The sequence below is a fragment of the Vibrio sp. V33_P6A3T137 genome (genome assembly GCF_009904835.1).
GTDB lineage: Bacteria > Pseudomonadota > Gammaproteobacteria > Enterobacterales > Vibrionaceae > Vibrio > Vibrio metschnikovii.
In genome coordinates this window covers 22,925-40,649 of the sequence record NZ_WXWK01000083.1, presented here as the reverse complement: position 1 = coordinate 40,649, position 17,725 = coordinate 22,925, and the positions used below count along the sequence as shown (strand labels likewise).

The following is a 17,725-nucleotide window of genomic DNA, read 5'->3' as shown; positions in this document are numbered from 1 at the left end:
CACATCAATACCCGTTCAGTGAAGACAACAATGATCATAAAAAAAAGCGCCTTATCATCAAGGCGCTTTTTATTTACAAGTGACTCAGCTTAGCTGACAGCATCGGCCAGTGGCAAAGATTCATTTTTTGGTTTTTCACTAGTAAAACCACGCAGTCCGACCACATGCACGTGTTCATGATCTTTAAATACCTTACGCACCAGTTTATAGGTGGTCCCTCTTTCTGGGCTGATATTTTCTGGAGCCGCAATCAATAATTGCATATCCAAACGTTCACACAGTTCAAATAGCGTTGCTATTGATTTAGCATCTAAACGTGCTGCCTCATCTAAGAACAATAAACGGCATGGGATAATATCTTTACTGCGTAGACGACGAGACTCTTCTTCCCAGCTCTGTACGACCATCAGTAAGATAGATTGGCCAGTACCAATGGCTTCACCCGTTGACAATGCGCCCGATTCGGCTTGTAACCATCCATCTGAACCACGATTAACTTCAACACTCAACTCAAGATAGTTACGATAATCGAGTAGCTCTTCACCCAATATTTGTGGTGAACGCTGCCCCATATCGATATGGGGATTCACTCGTTGGAATAGCTTCGCCATCGCTTCTGAGAAGGTATAACGTGAGCTTTCAAACAGATCTTTATGTTGAGCCTGCTGCTCGGCTAAACCACTGAGCAGAACTTCATGGCTTTCACGAACTTTGACATTTAAACGCACACCATTCACTTGCCCAAAAGCAATATTCGAAAGCCCTTGGTTGAGCATGCGAATACGGTTTTGTTCACGTTGAATGGTTTTACGAATAATGCTCGCCACCGAATCTGAGCTGATCGCTAAGCGGTTTTCCCGCTGAGTCAGCTCTTCTGTTAGGCGAGCTAGCTCGACTTCCATCTCTTCAATCGCTTCAACAGGGTCATCGGTACGAATAATATCTTGTCGAATGCGCTCACGTAAGTGCTGATAAACCGCAATGTAAAACAGTACCTTACGCTCAGAGTACGCATTATCCTCCGAGAGACGTAGCGCATCACGCAGCGCCTCATTATTCGCCACGGCAAGACGTAGCGCCCCGAGTGATTTATCCGACATGGAGCGTAACTCATCAGCCGATAAATAAGCCAATTCACGTTTATGCAAACGACGTTCAACATCATTTTGGCGGGCTAAACGAAGAACCGCACACCACCCAGCTTTGGCATTAACAACGAAAGTACGTAAATCTTGATACTCTTTTTCTAATTTTTTCAATCGCTTGGCAAGCGATTTCATCTCAATTTCGGTTGAGGTGATTGTCCGCTCATAGTGACTCTTACGGCTACGAGAGCTGTGCAAACGTTCATGCAGCTCATCACGGCGCTGCTGAGCTCTGAATAATGCGTTTTCATCTGGATGTACGCCAAACTCCTGTAGCTCTTGCTTAAACTCTTGCATTGTTTCCAATTTAGCCTGATGAGCACTTTTCAACGATGCCAACACTTGGTTGTACTGATTGAATTGCGCTTGCGCTTGTTTTAACTCTTCGCGAGTACGCTGACGCAGGCTCTCAGCTTGAACTAACTTAGCTTTTAACTGCTCACTGAGTTCGCTACTTTGATTGAGAAGATCCACCGAATCTGCGTAAGCAAAGTGGTGGCGACGTTCAACCAAATCAGCGAGGGCAAAAATTTGTGTTTTGAGTTGTTGCAGTCCGCGATCCGCAGCAAGATATTGCTGTTCTAAGACTTCAAACTGCTCAGGATCAACCTCTAACGCTGAAGCAATCGGCGCCAGTTGTTCAACCGTTTTACCATGAGCATGAAGCCAAGCTTTCGCTTCCACTAACTGAGCTAACTTGGCGTCAATATCTGCGGCTCGTTGGGTTAATCCAGATTCAGACAACAAGCGTAAATGAGGCGCAATATTCTCTAATAGTGCTAATGCCTGTTTACTCAGTTGACGTCGACTGGTTTGTTGCTGTTGTTGATGCTCTAACTCGACTAACTGGCGAGCAAGATGATTGAGTGCGTCACGAGCTTGACTGAGTGCTTGTTCAGGATCCGGCTCAAACGCCACCTGTAAATGCTGAGCAACAAAATCATTAAAACTGCGGTATAAGCGCTGTAACTTTTGTGAATCAAACGCGGCCTTAGCATGCGCTTCGACGACTTCATCACGCTCATCGCGCAGTAGCTCTAAACGTTGCTCACGAGCTGCACGCCCAAACAGTGGGATTTTTGGAAAACGGGAATAGCGCATTTGACGCTGATTGAGCTGAACACAGACCGCACCTTCTAATTCTGCGGCGTTAAATGAGCTATCATCGAACGCATCAATATCGCCCTCAATCAGATAAAGATCTTCTGGACAGTCGTCTAACTCGACCAGTTTTTCTTTGATGCCTGAAAGATCAGAGACCACAATCGCGTGACGAGCCGGACCGTACATAGCACTGAAGTACGGCGCATCTTCTAACGTTATGTCATCATAAATTTCAGAAAGTAGAACGCCACCAAGGGTATCGGCAAGGCCTTTAAGGCGAGGATCATTCGATCCGCCCGGTGAAGCCAAGCGTTCGATATCTTTCTCTAATTGCTCACGACGTTGAGCTAACGCATCTTTCTGAGCCGATTGGTGTTTTTCACGCTCTAAAATGCTTTGCATCTCAGTCATTACCGACTGTCGACTGTCTAAACCCGCCCCACTTTGCTCACGCAATAGCTGCAATGCTTCTATCGCTTGATGCCAAGCTGGCGCTTTTAGCTCCAACTGTTTGATAGCATTGCGTTGTTCTTGTTCAAGACCACGCTGTTGACTACGCTGATCGCGTAGCACTTCTTGTGCCTCATCAAGCTCTTCTAACAGAGCGAGATGCTTCTCGCGTTCTTGCTGCAATTGGGATGGATCATCAATCATCACCTGAAATTGCTGGTGATAATCAGTCACCGATTGACGCACAGATTGTTGCTGTTCGATACGGTGCTGTAAATCGCGCTGCTGTTCATACCAAAGCGCTTCATTCTGTACGAGTTGCTGTGCTTGCTGTGCTTGAGCGAGTAATTGGTTTGCATGCTCTGCCGCTTGGCTACGAGTGACCTCACCTAAAACGCGGCTCACTAAATGCAAGGCTTCGTTAAACCGCGCGGAAGCGGCCGAAGACATATCGAGCTTATGTTTAACTGCCAGTAATTCGTGGGTGGTTGACTCTTGGCGTGCGCTCAGCTCAATCATCACCGTCTGAGCACTTTCTGCCGTCAAGCTATCATCAGCGAGCTGCTGACGTGCTTTTGCCAAGGCTTGCATTGCTTGTTGATACTGCAAAGCTCGCGTTTGCTGAATGTCCAACGCTTGCTGATAATCTGCAAGCTGAGTTTTCAGACTATCGACTTCCTCTTCAGCCGCAGTGGCTTGGTCTTCAACCATCACTAAGCGCTCTTGCGCTTCTTCAACCACCATTAGCTGCTCTTCAAGACGCAGACTCAACTCTTCAAGATCGTCTTGATAACGGGCGATTTTTTCTTGCTGACGAAGGGCATTTTGTACTAACTGCAGATGATCGGCTGCACTTTGATGATCCTGTTCCAGCGCAGCTTCTTGTTCAAGCAGCGTTTCCAGCTCTTCGTGCACTTGATTCAATAGCCGATTGTGTTCCAGAAGCGTATCTCGAGCGCTGAATAACTCTTGGCGTAACGTCAACGTTTGCTGCACTTTACTGCGACGTTCATTGGCGTGACGCATGTAGTCTGCGGCAACATATTGGGTCGATTCGGTGATTAAATGTTTGAACAGATCACGATCGGCTTGGGTGTTTTTAATCGCTTCCAACGTCATGCGGTTTTCTCGCAGCGCTGACTCCATATCTTGAAACGCTTTTTTCACCCCACCATTTTGTGGCAGTAAGTAATCGCGTAATGAACGGGTAATCGCGCTGGAAATACCGCCGTACAAAGACGCTTCAATGAGGCGATAAAACTTTGATCGGTCGCTGCTATTACGCAGCTTTTTCGGTACCACACCAAATTCAAACATGTGGCTATGATAATCGACGATAGAACTGAACGATTTAAAATGCGCACCTTCAATAGCATGAACGGCATCTTTGACTTCATTGAGCTGTCTCACTCGAGCGTGTTGATCAGAAACACTTTCAATCAAAATATCCGTCGGTTTGATATGGCTAGGTAAACCCTGGATCACAAAAGGTTTAATATCGACTTTTTTATCACGGCCGGCAACTTGTTGAAGTTTTACTGCAAACAGTAAGCGTTGATGGCGAGAATTGACCACATCCAATGCCGCATAGCAGGCGCCAGGTTGTAATTTACCGTACAGGCCTTTATCGCGAGAGGCTTGAGCGCTGCCCGCTTCTGTGGTATTTCGAAAATGCAGTAAACTTTGATCGGGAATTAATGCGGTGATAAACGCCGCCATCGTGGTTGATTTACCCGCCCCATTGCCGCCAGATAACGTCGTCACCAAATTATCAATATCAAAAGTACGTGCGAAAAAGCCGTTCCAATTGATCATGGTCAGCGATTGATACTTACCTCTTTCAATCATGCTTCATCTTCCCATAATGTCGGTTGATCTTCATGTTGTTCGTCAGCAGATACCGTATCCAATAAGCTTTGCTGACTAGGCTCTTGACTATGAACAACGGCTTCACCATCTCGTATCAAACGCAATTGCGCCTGACGTAAATCATCGCCAATACGCACATCGGCTCCAAAACGAAATACCGCTTCGGTAATTCTAAATTTGGTGGTTTCGCCAAGGTGGATAATCATCCCTAGGCGGCGTAAACGACGTAACGAAGTGCGGACTTTTTCAAACAGTTTCTCTTTATCCAAATCTGAACCTTGCGCACGATTGGTCGCAAGCTTCATCAATTTCTTCTCATCGGTCAAACTCAATAACTCTTCATAGAGTTCTTGATACGTAAATAAACCTTCATGGGCAAGACGCTCTGGGCTTAGATATAAGAAGCACAGCACCTTACCAACCAGCATATCTAATTCAGACAAAACACTGCGATTGATCAATGAGGTAGAGCGTGGACGTAAGTAAAAAAAGCCCTCGGGCGCACGAACTAACTCAGTATTATAGCGCTGATAAAAAAGTGCTAACTCTGGCTCAAAATCACTGAGAAACGCATGGTTATCTAAATCATCGCTGGACACATGGCGCCCTGCGCGTAATTGGCTGTCTAAAGCCGGAAAAAGCGGGTTAACAATCGCTTTAGCCAGATTCTCTGGCATATAGTGGTTAATATCGGTCAATGACATTAGCTTGTACCTTTGCACCAAATTGGTTAATCGCTTGCCAATCAGGTTGAATGGCTTGGTAGTCGGATTGTGAATAACCCAAGCGAACGGCTTGGTCGACAACAATACGGGCTAGATCGAAATGATGAGTTCTTGGGTGTGCGGCAAGATAATCACGCAGCACATGACCAAGGTTGATCGGTTGGCCCTGTTGTTTATGGCTCTGAAGCATCCCAGCGATACGCTCCGCAAGCTCATCGTGAACCTTTTGAAACGTTTCATATTCGACAGCAGGGGGAATGTGGCCGGTCACTTCTTCATCTCGTAACATCAGAGTTTCATCGCGTAAATCAGACAAACGCTCGGCCTCGGCATAAGTGAGTAGCCAAGGTTGAGAAAAGTAATCGTGCAGCGACTGGCGTAAACGTTGGCTGAAAGCGCGATTTTGATCCATATCTATCGCCGTGCGAATGAACTTATGCACATGGCGGTCATAACCAATCCATAAATCGATCGCTTGTTGTCCCCAACTGATGATTCGGTCTAATTTCATTTGCAGCACAAACAGCACTTCATCGATAAACTCTAATTCTGGATCGCCGTAAACAATCTCTTGAATATCAAGAATTTGAGTTTGTAATTCGTCGCCTGCGGCTTGAAGCGTATCTTGCAGCTCTCGTAACGTCGATGAGGTTTCAGACAATAAACTTTCACAGTTATGAATCGCTTCTCGCCAATCTTTATTCAATAGATCGGCAATTTGTTGTTTCACGGATTGCTGCTGCTCGTCTAAAACGCGTTGGTTGAGATCGATGCGATCAAAGATTTCACTCACCGAGTATTTTAATACCCCGTAAACATTCTTTTTCCAATGCGCAGGTGTCCCCCCTTGCTGAGCGGAGTTGGCGGCTTTAGCCATTTCATCCGCTAACAAGGAAAGTTGAATAGAGAGTTTTAATTTCGAAAACTGACGATGACGAACATAATAATCGGTAATGCCAATCGCCAAAGGCGACAAGCGATAAATGCTCGCGCCATCGGTGACCTCACTAGTAAAACGACTCAGCAAACGCTGTTTGACGAGCTCATTAATGGCGTTATTAGCCCGAAATGCAGAGACATCACCCGTTTCAGTAAATAGGCGGCTAACAATCGCAAACGCATCATGCAATTCCCCCTCCCCTAATTCTTCATCGAATTTTTCATGGCTCAATACCGCAATCGCTATCAAAAACGCCAGCCGTTCAGCAGGTAAGTTCAAAGAAAAATCGTGCTGCTTCACCCAACTGACGAGTTCATCAATCGGTTGTTCAGTCGCATTGTGAGTCATATCACTCATTGTTCTTCCTGTGGTTGTTTCCTAGCCCAAACATGGATGTAGCGTCCTAAAGATAGATAAGGCTCTTGGCGGCAAAATTGTTGCTCCAATGCCAAAAGGTCTGCAAACTCAAACTCGCCCATATTGGTCATATTGCCGATATAATCGCTAAAGCAACGAATGCCTGACTTACCCATAATTTGACATCCAGCATGTTCAATCCACTGATACACATCAGCAGGGAGCAGCCCTTTTTGTGGCTGTAATTTAAATCGTTTACGATGTGGCATGCCATTTAAAATATGCGGAATATTGCCACATACCGCATTTTTATAAACTAAGCCATGTTGGTTGTAAAACATCACCGAAACAATACCGCCCGGACGCACCAGTGTTAACAGTTGCTGTAAAGCCTCTTGTGGTTCCGTCAACCACTCCATCACCGCATGAAATAAGATGATGTCAACGGGCTCAGTCAAATGTTGCTGCACAGATTGTACGGGAGAATGCACAAAGCGAAATCTCTCCAGTAATCCATGGTCGGTCACCTCTTGTTTGGCTAAATCGAGCATCTCTTGCGAGAGGTCACACAAGGTGATTTGATGGCCAAGCATGGCGAGTTTTTGCGACATTTGCGCCAAGCCCCCTCCCGCATCCAAAATATGCAGGGGCGTTGTCTGACCGTTAAAATGGGTCAAAATTTGCTTGAGATCATCCCAAACAATGACTTGACGAATCTCGCCTTTGTCAGAGCCGTAAATATTTTTTGCAAATTTGTGGGCAATATCGTCGAAATTGCGATCTTCAGTCACAGTGGCTTGAGTTATGATAATAAATCGTGCTGCTATTCTGTCATAGGAATGGCAGGAATAAAGGACCTTTCGCTGATTTTATTATCAAGTGCTGTTTTTTCGGACTATTTAATCTATGTTTGAGCTGAAAAAAATCGTTTCTTCTCTACTGATGCCATTACCAGCACTGCTGATGATTGGTTTTATCGGCTTGATGCTGATTATGTTTACCGCAAAGCGAAAGACTGGCTGCTTAGTGGTTCTATTTTGTTTGTCTAGTTTATTGGTTATTTCTTTTCAACCAGTATCCAGTCGCTTATTAATGCCTTTAGAGCGTCAGTACAGCGCTTTTTTACCCATTGAGGGTACTATCGATTATGTTATGGTTTTAGGTAATGGCCATGTCGTCGATGATAGCATCCCACCAACCTCTGAACTTACCCGAGCCGCGTTAATGCGTCTTAGCGAAGGAATTCGAGTAATGCGGATGTACCCTGGCGCAAAACTGATCCTATCGGGTTATGCAGGGGGGAGTGAAATGAGTCATGCACGCATGCTGGCTAAAGTGGCGCTTGCGCTTGGTGTCGCAAAATCAGACATTATTTTGCTTGAGACGGCGCAAGATACGTGGGAAGAAGCAAGACAAGCGGCCGCTTTTGTTCAGCAGCGCACTCTGGTTCTGGTCACCTCGGCCAGCCACATGCCCCGTGCAATGAATGAATTTCAATCTGCAGGGCTAACGCCTATCCCTGCGCCGACAAATTATCTTGCCCAAACGAATATCAGCCAAGCTTGGGATAAATATATTCCGAGAGCGCTCTATTTAGAACAAACTGAGCGGTATTGGTATGAAACCATGGGGCTAATATGGCAAGCCATGCGCGATTGGGTGAGCCATGAACCCAAATTGAATGAATCATCGCCTGCCGTAGAGGGTGATTGATATTCTTGTTATAAGCGGCATCGTCGAAAAAGTGGTTTGGTGCACAACTTGATAAACATTGTGCACATTTAACATCAATTGGAAGGATTATGGGCCGAATTTGATTGCGAGTTACTGCGTTGCAGTCTAGAATCTTGCTGGTTATTAACAAGATTAAATGTAACCAATAGGCCGCTATTTAACAGCGGTTTTTGTGTTTTTATTACTTTTAGGCTGACGTTAGCCTATACCCGAAGAATGAGACGTTGTAAAAAGGCAGCATCGACAGTGCTTAAAACAAACCTCTCTCCTATCACGATCTCCTAACAGGGCGATTGCACTTTCGGGACATAACTACTGCTCTAGTTACCTAACTCCGAGCAGTCACCGACAGGATAATTTTATGGCTACGATTAAAGACGTTGCACGCCTAGCAGGCGTATCGACAACAACCGTATCTCATGTCATCAATAAAACACGTTTTGTGGCAGAAACCACTCAAGAAAAAGTCTTGGACGCGGTTAAACAGCTGAATTATGCACCAAGCGCCGTCGCACGCAGCTTAAAATGTAACACCACGCGTACGATCGGTATGTTGGTGACTCAATCCACCAATCTATTCTTTTCTGAAGTGATCGATGGTGTTGAAAGCTATTGCTATCGCCAAGGCTATACACTGATCCTCTGCAATACTGGTGGTATCTACGAGAAACAACGTGACTATATTCGTATGCTTGCTGAAAAGCGGGTCGACGGTATGTTGGTCATGTGCTCCGATTTAACGGAAGAGTTACTTGAGATGTTAGAGAGTCATCCCTCGATCCCTAAAGTTATTATGGATTGGGGCCCGCAAACATCACAAGCCGATAAGATCATTGATAACTCTGAAGAAGGGGGTTATCTAGCAACGAAATATTTGATCGAAAATGGGCACACTGAAATTGCTTGTCTAAGTGGTCACTTTGTTAAAGCCGCCTGTCAAGAACGTATCGCAGGCTTTCGGCGTGCCATGGCAGAAGCCAACCTAACGGTAAAAGAAGATTGGATTTTAGAAGGCAATTTCGAATGCGATACTGCCGTTCTAGCCGCGGATAAAATCATTGCTATGGATACACGCCCGAGCGCGGTATTCTGCTTTAATGATACCATGGCATTAGGTCTGATCAGCCGTTTACAGCAACGTGGCATACGCGTACCAGACGATATGTCAGTCATTGGTTATGATAATATTGAGTTAGCCGAATATTTTTCTCCGCCACTAACCACGGTCCATCAACCTAAACGCCGTGTTGGGAAAAATGCGTTTGAAATATTGTTGGAGCGCATCAAAGATAAAGAACACGAAAGACGTATTTTTGAAATGCACCCTGAAATCGTGGAACGTGACTCAGTCAAAAAACTCACCGCTAAATAGATAACCACTTCATTGACCCATTATTGAGCAAAAAAGACTTCAAACCCAATCGTAGCCTTAGCGCCACGATTGGGGGGCAATCTTTGCCTAATTCAAATCAAAATGAAACAAACATCATATAAACAATCACTGAGTGTGATATTTATTCAATGATTTGTTTATTTTATACATCCACGTTATACTATTTTGTCAATAATGAAACGTGTCACGCACAGGGCAAACCATTTGAAAAGATGGGACGCAAAGCCTCCGGCCTAAACTATAGTGGTAGGTAGCGGGGTTGCCGATGACAAAATAGCCAAAACAAGCAGTCAACTCCCCCTATTATGCTTTTTGACGTTTTGCTATTTTCTCGGACCTGATTTTGCTGGCGAATTGCTTAATACACCGAGAATGACAGCATGGATAAACCGGTATTAAAAGATTCAATGCGGCTATTCGAACTGCTTGGCCAGGTCAAGTCGCGCTCAATGTTTGGTGGCTTCGGCATTTTTGTCGATGACACTATGTTCGCTTTAGTCGTCAACAATCAACTCCATCTTCGAGCTGACGATGAATCTGCTAAAGTTTTTACCGAAAGAGGCTATCTGCCCTACGTTTATAAAAAACGCGGCTTTCCTGTGGTAACTAAGTACTTTGCTTTACCTGATACCTGTTGGCTTGATCCAACGACCATTTTGCAGGAAGCAACCGTCGCCTTACGCCAAGCCAAATCGGAGCGAGAGCAGCAAGAGCAGACTAAACCCACTCGTCTTAAAGATCTGCCTAACCTACGTTTAGCAACCGAAAGAATGCTCAAAAAAGCAGGCATTCATTCCGTTGATCAGTTGCAACAAACGGGTGCTGTCGCCGCTTATCAGGCGATCAGACAAAGTCACTCATCTGATGTCAGTTTAGAGTTATTGTGGGCGTTAGAAGGGGCAATCGAAGGAAAACATTGGTCGGTTATCCCTCCAAGTCGTCGTGAAGAATTGAAAAAAAACCTGTTTTAATTTTGATATCTAGCCCGCTCACTGAGAGTCAGTAGCGGGTATATCTACCAATCATAACGCCGCCTAATAAGCATCATGATTCCTTGACCTTAATCATTTCGATATCGTTTGCACAATTGAAGCCGACAGCTCGCCAACCCTTTCCTCTAATCTCTATCAATATAAATCAACAACATGATTGGCTTAAGACAAGCATAGCTGCCCAACAATCGTGCCATTCAATCGGTTGATACTGAGATTAAGTCACTGAATGAGATAAAGTCGTTGCTGTACTTTGCCGCTGGATAAATTGAATCGACAGCTGGTTAAACAACTCCGGTTGTTCGACATTACAAACATGACCACAATTTGGGAGTTCCAACAGTTCACTCTGTCGATGCGCGGCGACCATTTCGCGTACTGGGCGAATAAACATATAGTCGCGCTCCCCCATTAAATACAAGGTAGGAATAGGCAACTCTCGATCTTTGAAATAACGCATCAATGGATTGACTTCGGCAGTCAATGTAAACCAACGTTTAAACTCTTGCTGACACAATTTTTTAGCTTCTCGAACGAACAGATGACGAGACTCTTTCTGACTGCGTTGCGGCATGACAATATAAGCAAACAGTCGATATAACCACATGTAGGGAATGAGATGTTTACTGAGATGGCCTAACTTCACCAAAAGCTGAGAGCGGATATTCAAACGAGTGACAGCGCCACCTAATACCATAGAGCGAACTCGCTGGGCGGACAATTCGGCAATATTACGCACGATAATGGTCCCCAGTGACATCCCGACAAAATGGGCTGAAGCTATTTTTAAGTGATCCAGCACCTTAAGTACATCAATGGTTACTGTCTTAAAGGTGTATCGATTAGCAATCAAATCTTTGATAAGACGATGAGATTTTCCATGGCCGCGTAAATCAATCAATAGCAGATTAAAATGCTGCTTATACGCTTTGATCTGCTTAAACCAAATAGACGAGCTTCCACCCGCCCCATGCACAAACACCACCCATTCTCGGCTGGTTGGATGTGGATAAACTTTATGAAACAGTAAAGATTGAGACATGGATACCACAGAAAATCAAAATCATTGATACTGAGAGATTAGCATATTTTAGTGTCAAAAATCGTTTTTGAGTTGTAAAAATCTATTGTTGTTAAACGGGCGATTGGTAAACCGACGGGGAAGCTCCCCATCGGTATAAAGGAAAGTGATTAGAAAAGAAAAGACGATGGTAGCCGATCAACAAGCATTGACGCTTCCCGTCTTCATAGACATTTAGTCAAAAATGGCTAAGCGGTACATTTTAAGGTATTCAAGAGCAGACTCACGCCAGCCAAAATCTCTGCTCATCGCTCGTATTTGAACGTTAAGCATCTCTTCAGGCTGCTGTAGATAAAACAGCAACGCCCTCTGCATCGTGATCAATAATGCCGCTGGTGACGGCTCTTGAAAACCAAACCCCGTCGCTTGCTGAGGGTATTTATCATAATCTTGTACGGTATCTTTTAAACCTCCAACCTCGCGTACGATAGGTAAAGTACCATAAGCCATACTGTAGATTTGGTTTAGTCCACAAGCTTCAAATTCTGAGGGCATGAGAAAAAAATCCGAGCCCGCTTCAACTAAATGAGCCAAACGATTGCTGTAAGTCTCAACAAACCCTAACTTATCAGGATAATGCGCAGCAATTTTATGTAATGCCGCCGCAATCTCCGGTTCACCGGTGCCGACGATCACCACTTGTACCTGATTACGCAAAAACGACTCAAGAATAGGCAATAAATAATGAAATCCTTTTTGATGAGTCAAACGGCATACCATGCCAAACATCGGTGTCGTCACTTGTGGTAAATTTAACTCTTGCTGCAAGGCAAGTTTACTGGCTGATTTTCCTAGAGTGAGCGATTGTCGTTCCGCATGGTAAGTCTGAGGAATATAACGATCCGTCAAGGGGCTCCATTCAGAATAATCGCATCCATTGACAATCCCATGCAGATCTCGCGCACGGCGCACAAAATCATCCACCAATCCGTGAGAACCTAACGGCGTCAACAGTTCAGAAGCATAATTAGGACTCACCGCATTGATTTTATCGGCAAAAGCAATACCAGCTCGTAGCATGCTAACATGATCATGTCCGTACTGTAGAAACTCCATCCCAGAGAGATTTAACTCGGGGATAACTTCCAATTGGTAGTAGGAAAAAATACCTTTGAAAATGGCATTATGAATAGTCAGCACCGACTTAACGCCGAAAAAGTGTGGGTCTTCACGGTAGCGAGTTTTTAATAAAAAAGGCACTAAACCTGTATGCCAATCATTGGCATGGATGATGGTTGGCTTAATATTCAGCTTGGGCAAAATATCCAGACACGCCGCCGAGAAAAAACCAAAACGCTCACCGTTGTCCGTGTAAGCTTGATTGTGCTCCGCATACATTTCTGGTCGATCAAAGTAAACATCACAATCAATCAGGTAAACCACAACACCGTCGAGCTCACCCTGCCTTACTTGATAGCGAGTATGAGGCCAGTGGGTTAACTCGGTTTCGAGTATGATGGGTAAATCCATTTTATTTGGAATTGAACGATAAGCAGGTAGCACAATGGCTACCTGGTGACCTAACTCCTGTAATGCTTTTGGTAAAGCTTTGGCAACGTCGGCTAAGCCTCCGCTCTTCACTAAGCCTTCTGCTTCGGATACAACAAACCAAATATTCATTTTTTCAAGATTAGAATCCAACTTTCATTCCTTTTTCGATGACTACAATGCCTTCATCAGAGACATGGAAGCGCTGCCTATCTAATTGTAAATCTTCCCCAATCACCGTTCCTGGAGCAATTTCGACGTCCTTATCGATAATCGTGCGTTTAATCGTACAACCAGCGCCAATTTTGACATCACCAAGAATAATCGATTCACTGATCCATGAACCTGCACCGATATTGGTTCGAAAACCTAACACCGATTTATAAATTTTTGCACCTTGGATATAACTTCCCGCTGAAATTAAACTATCGGTAATACAAACCTTTTTCTCTCCTTCATTAGCAAAGGTCGCTGGTGGCAACGGTGGATAATGAGTATGTAAAGGCCAACTGCGGTTATAAAGAGAAAATGGCGCATCTTTTTGCAATAAGTCCATATGCGCAGACCAATAAGATTCAATCGTGCCGACATCACGCCAGTAGGCTTCGCCCTTCTCACCTTTGATTTTATTGGTTGAGAAATCATAAACGAAGACTTCACCCTGCGGAAACATTTTAGGGATAATATCTTTACCAAAATCATGGCTAGACTCTGGGTTTACCGCATCTTCACGTAATTCACGGCATAACGTATCGGTATCAAAAATGTAATTACCCATTGATACTAATGCCCACTCAGGCTCACCCGGTATCGATTTAGGGTGCTGAGGTTTTTCTTCAAAACCAATCATCTTCCCCGTGACATCTACCTCTATCACCCCAAATTGTGACGCTTGGACAAGAGGCATACGAATGGCAGAGACGGTCAGTTTGGCTTCCATTCGACGATGGAAATCAAGCATCTGACGAATATCCATTTTATAGATATGATCAGAACCAAAGATACAGACATCATCGGCTTCAGAAATTTCAATGAAACGTAAGTTCTGATAAATAGCATCGGCCGTTCCTTCGTACCAACGTTTACCATCACGCATCTGGGCAGGTATGGAATCAATAAAGCTGCCACGCAGGCTAGAGACGTTCCAGCCTTTTTTCATATGCAGATAAAGGGATTGCGATTTGAACTGTGTTAATACATACACTCGCATTAAATCTGCATTAATAAAATTGTTTAGGGCGAAATCTATCAAGCGATAACTACCACCAAATGGCACGGCAGGTTTAGTACGCGATTCAGTTAAAGGCTTCAATCTTGAGCCTTCACCACCAGCCAGAATCATTCCTAGTACACCGGTCATTGTTATTCTCCATTAAGTTTTATTGATTATCGTCATGTCAATACTATTGGGGGGATGACGATACTATCCTTAGTTTATTACGGCCTTTCGGCCAACCACGAAAAGTGCAATTGGTTGTGTATTACTTTATAGCGTTTGCATAAAAATACAAATGGCAATTGTCTATTTTGAGCCAGTAAAACAGCCAATCGGTTGAACTCCTAATCTTGTTCACAATTAAGGCATCATAACGTTATGAAATTGCATTTTTATGTTTCATTTTTGGTAACGAAAAATAACGACTATTTATTGATGATGAGAAAAATAGGATGAAAATTGGGGAATAATTTTGCTTGAAAAAGCACACCGATTCTCCATTAAGAATGACTTACTAGGAAAACATTGAGGCAGCCAATGGCTGCCTCAATGTTGTTATCGATAAGAAAAATTTCTCTTATTTGGCTGACTTTCGTTTGTCCGTCACTTGCCAGTGACCATCGTCATAGATTGCCGTCCAACCGGAAGGTTTACCATTTGCTTCCGTGCGTACGTAATGCTCTTTACTCTTACGACTAAACCGTACCACCGCAGCAAGCCCATCGGGATCATGAGTGGGAGCCGTCGCTAGATATTGGTACTTTTCAGGTAAACGTTGTTTAAAACGCTGTAACTCTTCAACAAGAGGCGCCCGTGTTTCACGAGATTTCGGAAAATTACTGGCGGCTAAGAATAGTCCAGAAGCACCGTCACGTAGCACAAAATAGGCATCTGAGTTTTCACACGGCAGTTCAGGGAAATGAACCGGATCTTCTTTAGGAGGAGCAACTTCGCCGTTTCTCAATATCTTTCGAGTGTTCTTACAGTTGTCATTGGTGCAGTCCATGTACTTACCAAAACGTCCAGTTTTTAACACCATATCTGATGAACATTTATCACACTCAACAACGGGACCGTCGTAACCTTTAACTTTGAACTCACCGGTTTCAACGACATAACCTTCACAGTTTGGGTTATTACCGCAAACATGTAGTTTACGTTGACCGTCAATCAGATAAGCGTCCATCGCCGTTTCACAAATCGGACAACGTTTTTTCGCTCGTAACGCTGCCGTTTCGACATCTTCCTCAAGAACATTGATAATGCCATCTTCATCGCCCAAATTAATCGTCGTTTTACAACGTTCTTTCGGAAGCAATGCATAACCTGAACAACCGAGGAAGACCCCCGTTGAAGCCGTTCTGATCCCCATAGGACGAGAACAGGTTGGGCACATAATATTAGTCATGACAATATGGTTAGGCTTCATACCACCGTGATCTTCGTCCTGCTCGGCTTGCTCTAAATCACCACTAAAATCAACGAAAAAGGCATCCAATACTTGTTTCCAATTCGCTTCACCCTCTGCAATTTGGTCAAGTTTTTCTTCCATCCGAGCAGTAAAATCATAGTTCATTAGATCAGTAAAACTACCATCGAGACGATCGGTCACGATTTCGCCCATTTTCTCTGCATAAAAACGGCGCTGATCAACTTTCACGTAGCCACGATCTTGAATGGTAGAAATGATCGACGCGTAGGTCGATGGACGCCCAATACCACGCTTTTCTAATTCTTTGACTAATGCGGCTTCCGTAAAACGTGCTGGCGGTTTGGTAAAATGCTGCTTAGGATCAAGTTTCTCAAGAGTAAGTACTTCACCGACTTGAACTGCGGGTAAAATTTGATCTTCATTTTTACCGAGTGGACGCTGTACGCGAGTCCAGCCATCGAACTTCAAAATCCGTCCTTTCGCTTTCAACGTATACTCATCTGCTTTAACACTGATGGTGGTTGAATCGTACTGGGCGGGGGTCATTTGACAAGCGACAAATTGATTCCAAATCAGAGCATAAATCTTATGTGCATCCGCTTCCATCCCTTGTAAGTCATCGGCTTTGACATTAACGTCGGAAGGACGAATCGCTTCGTGCGCCTCTTGAGCCCCTTTCTTGCTACCATAGACAATCGCTTGTTGTGGCAGATACTGTGGACCAAATTGCTGCTCGATAAACTGACGGGCTGATTCTACCGCCTCGCTACTTAAATTAGTCGAGTCAGTACGCATATAAGTAATGTAACCCGCTTCATACAAGCGTTGTGCCAACATCATGGTTTTCTTCACGCCATAGCCTAAACGTGTACTAGCGGCTTGCTGAAGCGTTGAGGTGATGAAAGGTGCACTAGGCTTACTGCTGGTAGGTTTATCTTCGCGTTTACAAACTTCAAAGCGCGCTTTTTGTAACACTGAAAGTGCGGCTTGAGTTTCAGCCTCATTGGTCGGCTTAAAAGCAGAGCCCGCTTGTTGAGCCACCATCAAACGAAAATCATCTTGCGTACTGGTTTTTGTGTCCGCATGAATATCCCAAAACTCTTCAGGAATAAACGCTTTGATCTCACGCTCACGCTCAACGAGGAGTTTCACCGCTACCGACTGCACACGACCAGCAGAAAGGCCACGAGCCACTTTTTTCCATAATAATGGCGAGACCATAAAGCCTACAACGCGATCCATAAAACGACGCGCTTGTTGAGCATTAACGCCATCCATGTTCAGCTCTCCCGGTTGCTCAAAGGCTTGCTGAATGGCATTTTTAGTAATTTCGTTAAACACTACCCGCTTATAGCGCTCTTCATCACCACCGATGATCTCACGTAGGTGCCAAGCGATAGCTTCTCCTTCGCGATCCAAATCGGTTGCGAGATAAACGCAATCGGCGTCTTTAGCTAATTTCTGTAGCTCAGCGACCACTTTTTCTTTGCCTGGGAGAATTTGATAGTTCGCTTCCCAACCTTGAAAAGGATTCACTCCCATTTTCTTAATCAGAGCGGTCCGTTCTTTTTCTTTTTTTAAACGCTCTTTTTCTTCCAAAGAAAGTGCTTTATTCGCTGCTGGTGTCGCTTTTTTAGCCGTGGTAGTAGTTTGACCTGCCGTAGGCAGATCGCGGACATGACCGACACTAGACTTAACAATAAAGTCTTTACCAAGGTATTTATTGATTGTTTTAGCCTTGGCTGGCGATTCCACTATAACGAGTGATTTACCCATAATTTGATTCAAATGCCCTTAAT

General features: G+C 44.3%; 11 protein-coding genes and 1 riboswitch. Of the genes, 3 read left to right on the top strand and 8 right to left on the bottom strand.

Going from position 1 to position 17,725, the window contains the following annotated elements; genetic code table 11:
- Positions 1–89: 89 nt before the first annotated feature.
- Genes mukB through cmoM form a run of 4 tightly spaced genes read right to left on the bottom strand, consistent with a single transcriptional unit; the run spans position 90 to position 7,381 of the window.
- Positions 90–4,547, bottom strand: coding sequence for a chromosome partition protein MukB (gene mukB, locus CAG60_RS08255; protein WP_161438708.1), 4,458 nt, complete (start codon positions 4,545–4,547; stop codon positions 90–92).
- Positions 4,544–5,272: a chromosome partition protein MukE gene (gene mukE, locus CAG60_RS08250; RefSeq protein ID WP_004395095.1), complete on the bottom strand. Its 729-nt coding sequence runs from the start codon at positions 5,270–5,272 to the stop codon at positions 4,544–4,546. The genes mukB and mukE overlap by 4 nt, the downstream gene beginning before the upstream one ends.
- Positions 5,253–6,590, bottom strand: a complete 1,338-nt coding sequence (mukF, locus tag CAG60_RS08245; protein ID WP_161426348.1) for a chromosome partition protein MukF — start codon at positions 6,588–6,590, stop codon at positions 5,253–5,255. The genes mukE and mukF overlap by 20 nt, the downstream gene beginning before the upstream one ends.
- A complete protein-coding gene (gene cmoM, locus CAG60_RS08240) occupies positions 6,587–7,381 on the bottom strand; it encodes a tRNA uridine 5-oxyacetic acid(34) methyltransferase CmoM (protein ID WP_161438707.1) in 795 nt (264 codons plus the stop codon). Before cmoM ends, mukF begins: the two co-directional genes overlap by 4 nt.
- Before the next feature lie 115 nt (positions 7,382–7,496).
- Between cmoM and elyC the strand changes: the two genes are divergently transcribed.
- From elyC to CAG60_RS08225, 3 genes are all read left to right on the top strand, one after another.
- Positions 7,497–8,303, top strand: coding sequence for an envelope biogenesis factor ElyC (gene elyC / locus CAG60_RS08235; protein WP_154167933.1), 807 nt, complete (start codon positions 7,497–7,499; stop codon positions 8,301–8,303).
- Between the two features lie 382 nt (positions 8,304–8,685).
- The gene (gene purR / locus CAG60_RS08230; protein ID WP_154167931.1) at positions 8,686–9,696 is read left to right on the top strand and encodes an HTH-type transcriptional repressor PurR; all 1,011 of its coding nucleotides are present in this window, start codon (positions 8,686–8,688) and stop codon (positions 9,694–9,696) included.
- Between the two features lie 205 nt (positions 9,697–9,901).
- Positions 9,902–9,984: riboswitch (cyclic di-GMP riboswitch) on the top strand.
- A gap of 113 nt (positions 9,985–10,097) precedes the next feature.
- On the top strand, positions 10,098–10,688 hold the full coding sequence (locus CAG60_RS08225; protein WP_040904243.1) for a TfoX/Sxy family DNA transformation protein: 591 nt from the start codon (positions 10,098–10,100) through the stop codon (positions 10,686–10,688).
- A gap of 238 nt (positions 10,689–10,926) precedes the next feature.
- On the opposite strand, the gene CAG60_RS08220 is transcribed toward CAG60_RS08225, so the two are convergent.
- The 4 genes from CAG60_RS08220 to topA form a co-directional block, all read right to left on the bottom strand.
- The gene (locus CAG60_RS08220) at positions 10,927–11,751 is read right to left on the bottom strand and encodes an alpha/beta fold hydrolase (protein ID WP_004395089.1); all 825 of its coding nucleotides are present in this window, start codon (positions 11,749–11,751) and stop codon (positions 10,927–10,929) included.
- A gap of 213 nt (positions 11,752–11,964) precedes the next feature.
- A complete protein-coding gene (glgA, locus tag CAG60_RS08215; protein WP_040904783.1) occupies positions 11,965–13,410 on the bottom strand; it encodes a glycogen synthase GlgA in 1,446 nt (481 codons plus the stop codon).
- Positions 13,411–13,420: 10 nt separating this feature from the next.
- A complete protein-coding gene (gene glgC, locus CAG60_RS08210; protein ID WP_161429850.1) occupies positions 13,421–14,638 on the bottom strand; it encodes a glucose-1-phosphate adenylyltransferase in 1,218 nt (405 codons plus the stop codon).
- A 433-nt stretch (positions 14,639–15,071) separates the two neighbouring features.
- Positions 15,072–17,702: a type I DNA topoisomerase gene (topA, locus tag CAG60_RS08205; RefSeq protein WP_161429851.1), complete on the bottom strand. Its 2,631-nt coding sequence runs from the start codon at positions 17,700–17,702 to the stop codon at positions 15,072–15,074.
- Between the last annotated feature and the right edge of the window lie 23 nt (positions 17,703–17,725).